Raw genomic sequence first — 14,108 nt, 5'->3', positions numbered from 1 at the left:
TTTTCAAGCGGCGCCCTTCGTCGTTCTGGCCTTCAGAGAAAGGCGAGGCTGAGCTCGGTCTTGCCGTAGCCGAACTGGTACTGGATCGTGCCTTGATGGCGAAGTGCCAGCGTGTCGCCGGCATCGAGCCAGACCAGGGCGACCGTGCTCGATGTCCCGGCACCGCCGACATGGCTTGCGATATCGGTAGATCCGTTGCGGCTGACATGAACGGTGTGGGTGCCCGTGCTGACGGCGGAGACGCTGAGCGACAGCAGATAGTAACCGGATGCCGCGACCACGAGTGGCCGGCCATGGCCGGAGGCAAGCGGGGCGCCGAGGGACATGTCGCCACCGGAGAGGTGCAGATCGTCAAAGCCGGTAAAGCTGCCGGCCGCTGGTGTCAGCGTTGTTGCGGCAAGAGCGGCGCGGGCCAGCGGCCGCTGGTCGTGGCGGACGTAGCCTTCCGGGGTGACGCTCACGGCCTGGCGCCAACCTGTCAGGTCGCCGTTCACCTTCAGCGAGAAGCGATCCTCTCCGGCAAGGCCCATTTCTGCACGCCCCTGCCAGTTGGACTGGAAGATCATGCTCGCGGTATCCGCGGTTCCCGCCTTGTTGATCGCCAGCCGATGGCTGTCGCCTGCGTGATTGAACAGGGCTGCCGGCGAAGAAAGGGAGAGCCTGTTGAAGCCATCGGCATCGGCGGCGATCCCCAGACGCTCGAAGCGCGCTTCCTCCGCCAGCGGCGGGACAATCCACTCAGTGCCGTCGAAACTCTTTAACCTCTGCTCGCCGAGGAAAAGAGCGTGCCAGCCGATCCTAGGTGTCATGAAGACCCACACGCCGTCCTGAAACAGCGCGAGTTGCCCGGCATGCCCTGTCCACAGACCGCTTTCCGGCTCGACCACCCAGTAGATTTCTCCTTCCTCCGGAGCGGGAGGCGGACTGCTCGAATTGCCGACGACAACCAGTTGTACCAGCGCGTCCAGCCGCTGAAGCGCTTCATTGTGGGTGACGTGTTTCTGCGCCTGCGCCGGCAGGATGAAGGGCAGGGGGAGATTGGGGCTTGCGTCTGGCATGGTCTCTCCTTCGCGTTCGGCTGCCGGGGCAGCGCGGGTTGAAGCGGAGAGTGTGAGCGAGGTGCAGAGGAGGGGGATGAAAAGCACATGCCCCCATTGAAAAATATTGAGTTTTTCCGAAACTCATCCCCGCTCGGAGGGGCGTCCCGTGGCCAGGAAGGGCGGGTTTTCGAAGGCACGCAGCCCGGGAAGGCGTTTGCCATAGGTGAGCGGCGCGCCGTCTTCGGTGGCAACCATGCCGCCGGCCGCCCGAAGTACGGCATCGCCTGCAGCCGTGTCCCATTCCATTGTCGGGCTGAAGCGGGGGTAAAGGTCGGCGACCCCCTCGGCTACCATGCAGAACTTGAGCGAGGAGCCGACGGTCTTGCGCTCCAGGATTGCGGCCTTACGGATATAGGCGTCGGTTGCATCGCAATTGTGAGAGCGCGAAACCAGGGCTGACGGGGAAGCCCCCTTCAAACGTGCCGCAATCGGCATGCGGGCGATCACCGCATCCTTCTCATCCAGCTTGACCTTCTCCGCCTTGCCTCCGCCGCCAAGATAGAGCGCGTGCAGTGCTGGCGCATGGACGACACCGAGGACTGGCGTGCCGGCCTCGATCAGGGCGATGTTGACGGTGAAATCATCGTGGCCACCGATGAATTCGCGGGTGCCATCAAGGGGGTCGACGAGAATGAAACGGCCGCCGCTGACATCGGGAATACGCCCGGCGGCGACCTCTTCCTCGGCAACCACAGGGACGTCGGGCATGTGGCGGGCAAGGGCTGCGAGGATCAGCCGCTCAGCGGCTTCGTCAGCTTCTGTCACCGGTGAGGTGTCGCCTTTCAGGCGTACGGCTGCACCGGCCCTGTAAATGTCGAGGATCACGCGGCCCGCGGCAATCGCGCTCTCTTCGAAGAGTTTCAGTATGTCTGCCGACTGCTGCACCGAACCGGGCTCCCGATCACTTCACACTCGGTTTAACGGTGTCGAATGGGCTTGGGAAGTGCGCTGTGCCGCGGGCCGCCATGCTTGCCTGATGTTTCTGTGCTGCACTGCGATCAAACCTGTGTTCCATGTCTCAAACAGCATAGATTTTGTCCTGATCGCGCTTGCTCTTTGTGACGCCTATGCGAATGTGACGCGACATTTGCAGAGGTTGTTCGATGCGTTATTCCGCCCTTTCGATCTTCCGCCAGGCGCTTTCCGGCAACCGGAACTGGGCGCCGATGTGGCGCGAGCCGCAGCCGAAGCCGCACTACGATGTGATCATCGTCGGCGGGGGAGGGCACGGCCTTTCGACGGCCTATTATCTCGCCAAGGAATTCGGCATCACCAATGTCGCCGTTATCGAGAAGGGTTATCTCGGCGGCGGTAATGTCGGACGAAACACGACGATCATCCGCTCGAACTACATGCTCGAAGGCAACGAACCCTTCTACGAATTCTCCATGAAGCTGTGGGAAGGCCTGGAGCAGGACTTCAACTACAATGCCATGGTCTCGCAGCGCGGCATCGTCAATCTCTTTCATTCCGACGGCCAGCGCGACGCCTATGCGCGGCGTGGCAATGCGATGATGATGCATGGGGTGAAGGCCGAGCTGCTCGACCGCGAGCAGGTGCGCCAGATGATGCCCTATCTCAATTTCGATCATGCGCGCTTCCCGATCATGGGCGGGTTGCTTCAGCGGCGCGGCGGCACGGCCCGCCATGATGCCGTTGCCTGGGGCTACGGGCGCGGTGCGGACGAGCGCGGCGTCGATCTCATCCAGCATTGCGAAGTGACCGCTATCCGCCGCGACGAACTCGGCCAGGTGACCGGCGTCGAAACGACCAAGGGCTTTATCGGCTGCAACAAGCTGGCGCTGGCGACTGCCGGTCATACGTCCGTGACCGGCAAGATGGCCGGGCTCGACCTGCCGATCGAGACGCATGTGCTGCAGGCCTTCGTGTCGGAAGGCATCAAGCCTGTGATCGACAATGTCATCACCTATGGTGCGGGACATTTCTACATCTCGCAGTCGGACAAGGGCGGTTTGGTTTTTGGGGCCGATATCGACTATTATTCCTCCTATGCCCAGCGCGGCAATCTTGCGACCGTCGAGCATACGATTGAGGAGGGCGTGTCGCTGATCCCCGGTCTGTCCAGGGTCCGCGTGCTGCGCGCCTGGGGTGGCGCCATGGACATGTCGATGGATGGTTCGCCGATTATCGACCGCACGCCGATCGACAATCTCTACCTGAATTGCGGCTGGTGTTACGGCGGCTTCAAGGCGACGCCGGCTTCCGGCTTCTGCTATGCCCATCTGATCGCCAAGAACGAGGCCCATCCCGTGGCCCGCCTCTTGCGCCTTGATCGCTTCGAACGCGGCTTTGCCGTCGATGAAGGCGGCAAGGGTCCCCAACCGAACCTGCATTGAGACATCGCCATGGCAAGCCTGATTACCTGTCCGCATTGCGGCGTCCGTCCCAAGGAAGAGTTCAGCATTCGCGGTGATGCCAGCCCGGTGCGCCCGGCGCCCACAGCGACTGATGATGCCTGGAACGCTTACGTCTTCCTCCGCGACAACCCGAAGGGCCGGATCATCGAGCACTGGCACCATTCGGCTGGCTGCCGCCGCTGGCTGGTGGTCGAGCGCGACAATGCCGCAAGTCACGAGGTCTATAGCGTGACCGATGCGCGCGATTACGCGAAGGAGGCGGCGCGATGACCGGCTACAGGCTTTCCTCCGGTGGGATCGTCAACCGCGCCCGCACGCTTTCCTTCACCTTCGATGGTCAGACCCATACCGGCTATGAGGGCGATACGTTGGCCTCGGCCCTGATCGCCAACGACCAGCTGCTTGTCGGGCGCTCGTTCAAGTATCACCGCCCGCGCGGCATCGTTACGGCCGGCTCGGCAGAGCCGAATGCGCTTGTTATGATCGGCAAGGATGGCCGGACCGAGCCGAATACGCGCGCCACGGTGGCCGAGCTCTATCAGGGGCTCGAAGCCAACAGCCAAAACCGCTGGCCCTCGCTCAAATACGATATCGGCGCGGTCAACAGCCTGTTGTCGCCGTTTCTGTCGGCCGGCTTCTACTACAAGACCTTCATGTGGCCGAAGGCTTTCTGGGAAAAGCTTTACGAGCCGATCATCCGGAAAGCCGCCGGCCTCGGCAAGACGCCGTTCATCGCCGATCCCGATCGCTACGAAAAAGCCTGGGCGCATTGCGACCTGCTGGTGATCGGCGCTGGCCCGGCCGGCCTGATGGCAGCGCGAGCTGCGGCGCGTGCGGGGCTGCGCGTCATTCTGGCGGATGAAGGTTTCAGGATTGGCGGATCGCTGCTGTCCGAGCGTGTCACCGTCGGCGGCGTGCCTGCGGCAGAATATGCTGCCTCCGTCGTCGAGGAGCTGAAGAGCCTTTCCACTGTCACGCTGATGCCGCGCACCACCGTGTTCGGCTGGTACGACGACAATGTCTTCGGCGCCGTCGAGAACGTGCAGAAGCATGTCGCCCAACCCTCGGGCGATCTGCCGGTCGAGCGGGTCTGGCGCATCGTCGCCAAGCGGGCGATCCTGGCTTCCGGTGCCGAAGAGCGGCCGCTGGTCTTCGGTGGAAACGACAAGCCCGGTGTGATGACCTCGGGTGCCATCAGGACCTATCTCAATCGTTATGGCGTGGCCGCCGGCCAGAACGTCGCCATCTTTACCAATGGCGGTGCGGGCTATCGTACGGCGGCCGATCTGGTCGCTGCCGGTGTGGGTGTCGCTGCTATCATCGACGGGCGGACACACTCTTCTGATGTTGTGCCCGCCGGGGTGCGGGTGATCAGGGGCGGCTCCGTCATCGACACCAAGGGCTACTACCGGATCAAGGGGCTCATTGCCGAACGCATGGGCCATCAGGAGGAGATTGCCTGCGATGCGCTGGCGATGAGCGGCGGCTATAGTCCGATCGTGCATCTCGCCTGCCAGCGCGGCGCAAAGCCCACCTGGTCGGACGAGCATCAGGCCTTCCTGGCGCCGGATGTAGGGCAGCGGCTTCGGATCGCCGGCTCGGCTGCCGGTCATGCCTCGCTTGCTGCCGTTCTGCGCGATGGTGCGGACAAGGCACATGAGGCGATCGGCGATCTCGGTCGTCTCGTCGGCAATGTCGATGTGCCAGAAGTCGAAGGTGAATTCGACGCCTCCTTCGCGCCGCTCTGGTATGTGCCGGGCGCCAAGTCCAAGGCCTTTGTCGACTTCCAAAACGACGTGCATGTGAAGGACTTAAGCCTTGCCCAGCGCGAGGCCATGGGGCATGTCGAGCACACCAAGCGCTACACGACCGGCGGCATGGCGACGGATCAGGGCAAGCTCGGCAATGTCGCGACGATCGGCATCATGGCCGGCATGCGTGGCGTTTCCCCTGCCGAGATCGGCACCACCACCTTCCGGCCCTTCTACACGCCCGTATCCTTCGGCGCGATGGCGGGCACCTCGCGGGGTGAACATTCGCGGCCCGTGCGCACCTCGCCGCTGCACGGCTGGGCGAAGAAAAACGGTGCCGTCTTCGTCGAATCCGGCCTCTGGTATCGCTCCTCCTGGTTCCCGCGTGATGGCGAGAAGACCTGGCGGGACGCGGTTGATCGCGAAGTCCTGAATGTCAGGGCCAATGCCGGCATCTGCGATGTCTCGACCCTCGGCAAGATCGAGATCTTCGGCAAGGATGCCGCGGAATTTTTAAACCGCGTCTATTCCAACGCCTTCCTCAAGCTGCCGGTTGGCAAGGCGCGCTACGGGCTGATGCTGCGTGAAGACGGCATGATCTTCGATGACGGCACGACCAGCCGCTTGTCGGACGAGCATTTCTTCATGACCACGACGACGGCCTATGCCGGCGAGGTGATGACGCATCTGGAATTCTGCGCCCAGGTTCTGTGGCCAGATCTCGACGTGCGCTTCGTCTCCTCCAGCGATCAATGGGCGCAAATGTCGGTCGCGGGCCCCAAGGCGCGGATCATTCTCGAACAGATCATCGAAGACGATATCTCCGACGAGGCTTTCCCCTTCCTTTCGGCGCGCGAAGTGCTGCTCAAGGGGGGCTTGAAGGCGCGGCTCTTCCGGATCTCCTTCTCCGGCGAACTTGCCTTCGAAGTGGCGGTCCCCGCGAATTACGGCGAGGCGGTCGCCGATGCGATCATGGCGGCCGGCAAGCCGCATGGTATCTGCGCTTACGGCGTCGAGGCACTCAACGTGCTGCGCATCGAAAAAGGCTTCATCACCCACAGCGAAATCGACGGCCGCACGACGCCCGACGATGTGGGCCTTGGCAAAATGTTCTCGACCCAGAAGCCTGACTTTATCGGCAAGCGTCTGTCGAGCCGGTTCGGCCTGACCGCTGCCGATCGTCCGCAGCTCGTCGGCCTGAAGCCTGCCGATCGGGACAAGAGTTTCGCCGCCGGTGCGCATCTCTTGAAGGAGAACGTCAAGCCCTCGACGCTGAACGACCAGGGTTGGGTGTCTTCCGTCTGCCATTCGCCGACGCTCGGCCACACGATCGGTCTTGCCTTCCTGAAATCCGGCCGCGAGCGGCTGGGGGAGAAGATCGTCGTCTGGGACGGGTTGCGCGGATCGGAAGTGCTGGCCGAGGTTGTCAGCCCCGTCTTTTACGATCCCGACAACAAGAAACTGAACCTGTGAGGATCCGATCATGCCGGTGACCTATGCCATCAGTCACGTGCTCGAGGACCACATTTCCGGTTTCGAGGCGACACCCAATCCGCATCATCTCGCGACCCTGCGGGCCGTCTCCGTCTTTTCCGTGCTGGCCCATCAGGGCCATGAGGCCGATATCGACGAGGCGTTGACCACACTTGAAGATGTTCATGTGCGTGTCTGCGGCCCCAGCGAATGGCTTGTCATCAGCGAGACGGTTGCCGCCGACACGATTGCGCGCCAGCTTGCCGACCTTGGCAGTTCTCGCTGCTCCTTTGTCGACCAGAGCGACGGGCGCGTGGTGTTGCGGATCCACGGTCCAAAAGTGCGGGCGATCCTTGCAAAATGCACGGCGCTCGACCTGCATCCAGACCTCTTCGAAATCGGCCAGTCGACCAACTGCCAGATCTGCCATGTCGCCGCAAATATCGCTCGCACAGGCCAAGATAGCTTCGAAATTATCGTGATGCGCAGCTTTGCCGGCTTCCTGTTCGACGAGCTGCGCGAGATGGGCCGGGAGTTTGCGCTGACGGCGGGGTTTGCGTGAGGGGCTGACCGACCCTATGTCTCGGTGATCCGCCGACGCTCTTCCGGCGTTTACGGCACAAAGGATCCCGCCCCCGCATGTTTCATCTGATGTTCTCCCTGCCATGGCTGATCGTGGCAACCCGCTTCATCGCCCCCTTGCCGTGGCCGTTGATGGTCAAAGTCTTGCTCGCCGCTTTCCTGCTCGTGGCCTCGCAGTATCATCTGTTTAGCCGCTTCACCTCCGGCTCGGTGTTCGCTCCGGAGTTTCCGCGGCCACTGGTCATCGGCTTCAACCTGTTCTTCGGCGCGATCGTGCTGCTCGCCATGATGCAGGTGGCTCTCGATCTGGTCAGTCTCCTGATCTTTGCCGTCAAATGGTCGTTTCCCGCCGTTCCGGCGGAAGTGCGTTACACGATGGGCATCGCCGCCGTCCTGCTTGCCAGTTTCGGCATTTCCCAGGCGATCCGTGTGCCGCCGCTCAAGCAGATCGAGGTCGTGATCCCGGGACTTGCGCCCGAATTCGACGGCTACCGGATGGTGCAGTTGACAGACCTGCATATCAGCCGCCTGTTCACAGGAAGCTGGGCTGCCGCTGTCGTGGACAAGACCAATGCGCTCGATGCCGACCTGATCGTCATCACCGGTGACCTGATCGATGGCAGTCTTGATATCCGCCGCGAAGACATCGCGCCGCTTGGCGGGCTGACGGCTCGTGACGGCGTGCTGACGGTGCCTGGCAATCACGAATATTTCTTCGACATCGACCGCTGGCTTAAGCACTTCCCTGAAATCAACATGCGTATCCTTGCGAATGATCATGCCGTGATCGAACGGGGCGAGGGGCGGTTGGTGGTGGCTGGGGTCACCGATCTTTCGGCCCGGTTCACCGGCGCAGTCGAGCCTGATCTTGGCAAGGCCTTGTCCGGTGCGCCCGCAAACGCACCGATTATCCTGCTCGATCACCAGCCGCGGCTCGCACACCGGGCCGCTGAGCAAGGGGTTGCCCTCCAGCTTTCCGGCCACACCCATGGCGGGATGATCCGGGGCCTCGACCAGATCGTCGCCCGGGCGAATAACGGCTTTGTTTCCGGCTTCTATAAGGTCGGGGAGATGCAGCTTTATGTGAATAATGGCACAGGCCTGTGGCCAGGCTTTGCGCTTCGGATCGGCGTGCCGGCGGAGTTGGCCGAGTTCACGCTGCGTTCCGCGCCTTGATGGAAAGGCGAATTGGACCGGCCCGGTTTTGCCGGGCCGATTTCAGTTTTCAGAGTTTTCAGGACGCGGCGCGGTAAGAGGTGGTCCGCATACGGGCTGCCCGTTCGGCCGGTGTCCAGACCTCCTTGCCGCCGTCGCGGATATCGCCGCGGCGGTTGAGCTTGAAGCGGTTGACGAGTTCGGCAAGCACCGAGGCTCCATCCGACACCGCTCGGCTGATCTCGGTCGACTGGGCGACCATGGCGGCGTTCGCCTTGGTCATGCCGTCGACGTCGCTGACGGCACCGTTGATTGCTTCAAGGGCGGCCGTCTCTTCTGCCGCAGAGGTGGCGATGCGATCGACGTTCTTGCCGATGGCCGAGACGAATTTCTCGATCTCCTGAAGCACGCGGCCCGTCTCGCCGACGAGGCGCACACCTTCCTGGACCTCGTTGGCCGAGGTGCTGACCAGCGTCTTGATTTCCTTCGCCGCATTGGCCGAGCGCTGGGCGAGTTCGCGCACTTCCTGGGCGACGACGGCAAATCCCTTGCCGGCTTCACCGGCACGGGCGGCCTCGACGCCCGCATTGAGCGCAAGCAGATTTGTCTGGAAGGCGATCTCGTCGATCACGCCGATGATCTTGCCGATCTCGTTGGACGCATCCTCGATCCGTTGCATCGCGCTCACGGTGTCGCCTACTACGGCAACCGATGACGTGGCGGCGGCGCGCGCTTCCGTTGCGATCTGGCGTGTCTCCCGCGTCTGTTCGGTCGCCGTCCTCAATTTGACTGTCGCTTCCGACAGGGCCGCTGCCGTCTGCTCGAGGGCGGCGACCTGCTGATGGGTCCGGTCGGACAACTCTTCGGCTGAGTTCTTCATCGTGCTGCCGTTGCGGGCCAGTTCATGCGTCTGGTCGAGCACACCGGATAGCGTCTGCTGGAAGGCGCTGATGGATGCGTTGAAGTCACGCCTCAGCGGTTCAAATTCGGTGCTGAAGGGTTGGTCGAGGGTGATGCGGATATTGCTATCGGCAAGACGACCGAGACCCGCGCCAAGTTCCTCGATAACGCGGGTGCGTTCCGTCACGTCGGTGGCGAATTTGACCACTTTCAGCACCTTGCCGTCGACATCCATGATCGGGTTGTAGGAGGCCTGGATATGGATCTTCTTTCCGCCCTTGCCGAAACGGGTGAACTGGTCGGCGACGAACCGGCCCTCCCCGAGGCCGCGCCAGAAGTCGAGATATTCACCGGAGCCTGCGTAATTCGCATCGCAGAAAATCGAATGATGGCGTCCGACGATTTCGGACAAGGTGTAGCCCATGGCGCCGAGAAAGTTCTCGTTGGCATGCAGGATCTCGCCCTTCGGCGTGAATTCGATGATCGCCTGGGCGCGATCAAGCGCTGCAAGCTTGCCTTCGGCGTCCAGCGATTTCAGCTTCATCGCGGTGATGTCGGTTGCGAACTTGACGACCTTGTGCGGACGGCCGCCCTTGAGGACCGGATTGTAGGTCGCCTCGATCCAGATTTCACGGCCGCCCTTGGCGACCCGCTTGTATTGGCGCTGATCAAAATTGCCGGCCGCCAAATTGCGCCAGAACTGTTTGTATTCAGCGGAACCGGCCTCCGCCTGCGTGACGAATATCCGGTGATGCTGACCGACGATTTCGCTCAACTGATAACCGATCGCCTTCAGGAAGTTATCATTGGCGTGGAGAATGCGGCCTTCGAGATCGAATTCGATGATGGCCTGGGATTTTTCGAGGGCGTTTAGGATGGATCGGGCATCGCTGCCAAAGGCGAAAAGGGACATGCAGATCTCTAATTTTTGGAGCGGCTACGCAAACCTGCCGCCTTGAAACGATTATATCTGCTAACTTACTGAAGCCTTAAAAAGGGCGACCGCTGTCGCGTTGGGTTGACACTTTTGTCGCCAATCACAACGCCGCCCTGAGAACACTGGGTGCTACCGATGCGACATGTTTCGTCGCAGCATGGTCTTCTGGCTTTCATGCGGGCAATCTAGCTTTGTCGGATCATTTTTTGCCGCTAAGGGAGCGTTTTCCATGAAGAGCCATGCACGTGTCGTCGTCATCGGCGGGGGTGTCGTCGGGTGTTCGGTGCTGTATCACCTGACGAAGTTCGGCTGGACCGATGTCGTGCTACTGGAGCGCTCTGAGCTGACCTCCGGCTCGACCTGGCATGCGGCCGGCGGCATGCACACGATCAATGGCGACCCGAACGTTGCCAAGCTGCAGAAATACACGGTCGAGCTCTACAAGGAGATCGAGGAATATTCCGGCCAGGATATCGGCTTGCACATGACCTCGGGCCTGATGCTGGCGGCCACCAAGGAGCGCTTCGACTGGATGAAGTCGCTGCTTGCGAAGGGCAAATATGCGGGCGGCGAGGCGACGCTGATTTCGGCGCAGGAAGCCTATGAGATGATGCCGCTTCTTGACCCGAAGCAGTTCGTCGGCGCGGTCTTTGATCCGCATGAGGGCCATCTCGACCCCTATGGCACGACCCATGCCTATGCGAAGTCGGCCAAGAAGAACGGGGCGGAAATCTATCTGCACACCAAGGTCGAGGATCTGGTGCAGCTGGAAGACGGCACCTGGCGTGTCATCACCGACAAGGGCGAGATCCGGGCCGAGCATGTCGTGAATGCGGCCGGTCTCTGGGCGCGCGAAGTCGGCCGCATGGTCGGGCTGGAACTGCCGGTTCTCGCCATGGAGCACATGTATCTCATCACCGAGGACATGCCGGAGGTCATCGAATTCAACAAGACGACCGGCAAGGAACTCATGCATTGCGTCGATTTCGACGGCGAGATCTATATCCGCCAGGAGCGCAACGGCATGCTGATGGGCACCTATGAAAAGGACTGCCGTCCGTGGTCGCCGATCGAGACGCCCTGGACCTTCGGTCACGAGCTTCTGGCCGAAGACCTCGAGCGCATCACCAACGAACTGGAAATCGGCTTCCGGCATTTCCCGGCCTTCAACAATGCCGGCATCAAGAAGATCATCAACGGCCCCTTCACCTTCTCGCCGGACGGTAATCCGCTTGTCGGTCCGGTGCGCGGCATGACCAATTACTGGTCGGCCTGCGCGGTTATGGCCGGCTTCAGCCAGGGCGGCGGCGTGGGCTTGGCACTCGCCAACTGGATCATCGAGGGCGATCCGGGTTTCGATGTCTTTGCCATGGATGTCTGCCGCTACGGCGACTATGCGACGCTTGCCTATACAAATGCCAAGGTGCGCGAGAATTATACCCGCCGTTTCTCGATCCGCTATCCGAACGAAGAACTTCCAGGCGCACGCCCGCTGCTGACAACGCCTGTCTACGACAAGCTGAAGGCCGCCGGTGCGGTGTTCGGCGCGTCCTATGGTCTGGAAACGCCGCTCTGGTTTGCACCTGCAGGCGTCGAAGATGCCTTCTCCTGGCGCCGCTCGACCGACTTCGAGGCTGTGGGACGGGAAGCCAAGGCCGTGCGCGACGGCGTCGGCCTGATGGAGACCTCCGGCTTTGCCAAATACATGGTGAGCGGGGAGGGGTCTCGCGCCTGGCTCGACCACATGCTCGCCTGCAAGCTGCCGGAAGTAGGCCGCATGGCGCTCGCGCCGATGCTGAACGAGGCCGGCAAGCTGATCGGCGACTTCACCGTTGCCAATCTCGACGACGAGGACTTTCTCGTCATCGGCTCTGGCATCGCCGAGGATTATCACATGCGCTGGTTCGAGAGCCATCTGCCTGACGATGGTTCCGTTGATGTCGAGGCCTTGAACCTCAGCCTTGTCGGACTGTCGATCGCCGGGCCGAAGTCGCGCGAGGTGCTGGCCAAGCTCACCCATCTCGATGTCTCCGACGCCGCGCTGCCCTTCATGGCGATCCGAGAGATGGATCTCGGCATGGCGCCGGTCATGCTGGGGCGTGTCAGCTACACCGGTGACCTCGGCTACGAGATCTGGATGCGGCCGGAATATCAGCGCTACGTCTTCGACGCGTTGATGGAGGCAGGGGCCGAGTTCAACATCACCCTCTTTGGCCTACGCGCCCTCAACGCCTTGCGTCTTGAAAAGAGCTTCGGCAGCTGGTCGCGCGAATACCGTCCGCTCTACGGGCCACTCGAAGCCGGGCTGTCGCGCTTCGTCGCGCTCAAGAAAGAGGCGAGCTTCATCGGCAAGCAGGCGGCGATGGAGGAGAAGCTCTCTGGTGGGGCGCTTCGGCTCCGCACCTTCATCGTCGACGCCAAGGATGCGGATGTCATCGGCGACGAGCCGATCTCGTACAAGGGTGAGGTGCGCGGCTGGGTGACGTCGGGCGGCTTTGCCCATCCGAGCGGGGTCTCGGTCGCCATCGGCTATGTTCCGAAGGAAATCGCAGACGAAATCGACGGCTGGGAGGTGGAGATTCTTGGGGAAATCTTGCCAGCCCGCCTTCAGCCTCAGTCGCTTTTTGACGCGAACGGGTCGCGAATGAGAAACTGAACCGTTTTCGACATAAATGGGCTTGCTTTAGTTCCATTCGATTGACAGCAGGTCGCCCCGGCGACCTGCTGATTTCATAAGCTTTTTCTGCTGCTTTTTTGTGTGACCTGTCATTTCAGGTGTCAAAGTACCTGTTAACAGTAACATTTTGCCCGATGCCTGCCTTTTTGGCTTCACATTTTCGGACAAAGCGATATGGAATCCACCGACGCCTATGCCCGCAAGGGATAACAAAATGAGACGCAACAGTAAGGCGCGTCCGGGGGATAATATATGGAGTACTTTGCCCAGCAGCTCATCAACGGGCTGACTCTTGGTTCCATCTATGGCCTTATCGCTATCGGCTATACGATGGTCTACGGCATCATCGGCATGATCAACTTTGCCCATGGTGACATTTTCATGCTCGGCGGCTTTGCCGCTCTCATCGCCTTCTTGATCCTGACATCCTTCTTTGCCGGCGTTCCCGTAGCGATCGCCCTTTTGGTGATGTTGATCGTCGCGATGCTGATGACCAGCTTGTGGAACTGGGTCATCGAACGGGTTGCCTATCGGCCGCTGCGCGGTTCGTTCCGCCTTGCGCCGCTGATCACGGCGATCGGCATGTCGATCGTTCTGTCCAACTTCATCCAGATCTCGCAGGGTCCGCGCAATAAGCCGATCCCGCCATTGGTCAGCGATGTCCTGCATTTCGGTAACATCACCGTCGCTTTGAAGCAGGTGATCATTGTTGTGATCACGGCCGTCCTGCTGGCTGGCTTCTGGTATATCGTTAACAAGACGCCGCTTGGTCGCGCTCAGCGTGCGACCGAACAGGACCGCAAAATGGCGGCTCTGCTCGGCGTCGACGTCGACCGTACCATCTCCATCACCTTCGTCATGGGCGCTGCACTCGCGGCTGTCGCCGGCACGATGTATCTGATGTATTATGGCGTCGCCAGCTTCCACGACGGGTTCATTCCCGGCGTCAAGGCGTTCACGGCCGCAGTTCTGGGTGGTATCGGCTCTCTGCCGGGTGCCGTCATCGGTGGGTTGTTGATCGGCCTGATTGAAGCCCTGTGGTCCGCTTATTTCAGCATCGCCTACAAGGATGTCGCAACCTTCGGCATTCTGGCCTTCGTGCTGATCTTCAAGCCCACCGGTATCCTCGGGCGTCCGGAAGTCGAGAAGGTTTGA

At 61.4% G+C, this 14,108-nt stretch carries 10 protein-coding genes; 7 read left to right on the top strand and 3 right to left on the bottom strand.

What is annotated here, in order from left to right; all coding sequences use genetic code 11:
• Positions 1-32: 32 nt before the first annotated feature.
• Entirely contained in the window at positions 33-1,058 is a 1,026-nt protein-coding gene (locus tag ACQKP1_RS14990; RefSeq protein ID WP_427275872.1) for a DUF2793 domain-containing protein, read from the bottom strand.
• Between the two features lie 123 nt (positions 1,059-1,181).
• Positions 1,182-1,985, bottom strand: a complete 804-nt coding sequence (gene cysQ, locus ACQKP1_RS14985; RefSeq protein WP_427275871.1) for a 3'(2'),5'-bisphosphate nucleotidase CysQ — start codon at positions 1,983-1,985, stop codon at positions 1,182-1,184.
• A 218-nt stretch (positions 1,986-2,203) separates the two neighbouring features.
• Here cysQ and ACQKP1_RS14980 point away from each other — a divergent pair, with 218 nt between their 5' ends.
• The 5 genes from ACQKP1_RS14980 (at position 2,204) to ACQKP1_RS14960 (ending at position 8,460) form a co-directional block, all read left to right on the top strand.
• Positions 2,204-3,457 carry a sarcosine oxidase subunit beta family protein gene (locus tag ACQKP1_RS14980; RefSeq protein ID WP_427275870.1) on the top strand — a complete coding sequence of 418 codons (1,254 nt, stop codon included), beginning with the start codon at positions 2,204-2,206 and terminating at the stop codon, positions 3,455-3,457.
• A gap of 9 nt (positions 3,458-3,466) precedes the next feature.
• Positions 3,467-3,748 carry a sarcosine oxidase subunit delta gene (locus tag ACQKP1_RS14975; protein WP_427275869.1) on the top strand — a complete coding sequence of 94 codons (282 nt, stop codon included), beginning with the start codon at positions 3,467-3,469 and terminating at the stop codon, positions 3,746-3,748.
• Positions 3,745-6,702 carry a sarcosine oxidase subunit alpha family protein gene (locus ACQKP1_RS14970; protein WP_427275868.1) on the top strand — a complete coding sequence of 986 codons (2,958 nt, stop codon included), beginning with the start codon at positions 3,745-3,747 and terminating at the stop codon, positions 6,700-6,702. The genes ACQKP1_RS14975 and ACQKP1_RS14970 overlap by 4 nt, the downstream gene beginning before the upstream one ends.
• 10 nt (positions 6,703-6,712) lie before the next feature.
• Positions 6,713-7,264 carry a sarcosine oxidase subunit gamma gene (locus tag ACQKP1_RS14965; protein WP_427275867.1) on the top strand — a complete coding sequence of 184 codons (552 nt, stop codon included), beginning with the start codon at positions 6,713-6,715 and terminating at the stop codon, positions 7,262-7,264.
• 77 nt (positions 7,265-7,341) lie between these two features.
• Entirely contained in the window at positions 7,342-8,460 is a 1,119-nt protein-coding gene (locus ACQKP1_RS14960; protein WP_427275866.1) for a metallophosphoesterase, read from the top strand.
• A 58-nt stretch (positions 8,461-8,518) separates the two neighbouring features.
• Here the strand turns inward: ACQKP1_RS14960 and ACQKP1_RS14955 are convergent, their stop codons facing one another.
• Positions 8,519-10,252 (bottom strand): methyl-accepting chemotaxis protein, encoded by a 1,734-nt coding sequence (locus ACQKP1_RS14955; RefSeq protein WP_427275865.1) that lies wholly within the window; start codon positions 10,250-10,252, stop codon positions 8,519-8,521.
• Positions 10,253-10,505: 253 nt separating this feature from the next.
• Here ACQKP1_RS14955 and ACQKP1_RS14950 point away from each other — a divergent pair, with 253 nt between their 5' ends.
• A complete protein-coding gene (locus ACQKP1_RS14950; RefSeq protein WP_427275864.1) occupies positions 10,506-12,932 on the top strand; it encodes a GcvT family protein in 2,427 nt (808 codons plus the stop codon).
• Positions 12,933-13,205: 273 nt separating this feature from the next.
• Positions 13,206-14,108 (top strand): branched-chain amino acid ABC transporter permease, encoded by a 903-nt coding sequence (locus ACQKP1_RS14945; protein WP_006725839.1) that lies wholly within the window; start codon positions 13,206-13,208, stop codon positions 14,106-14,108.

The sequence above is a fragment of the Allorhizobium sp. NPDC080224 genome, assembly GCF_050281005.1.
GTDB lineage: Bacteria > Pseudomonadota > Alphaproteobacteria > Rhizobiales > Rhizobiaceae > Allorhizobium.
The sequence above is the reverse complement of the archived record's forward strand: the minus strand, read 5'-3'. Positions and strand labels throughout refer to the sequence as shown.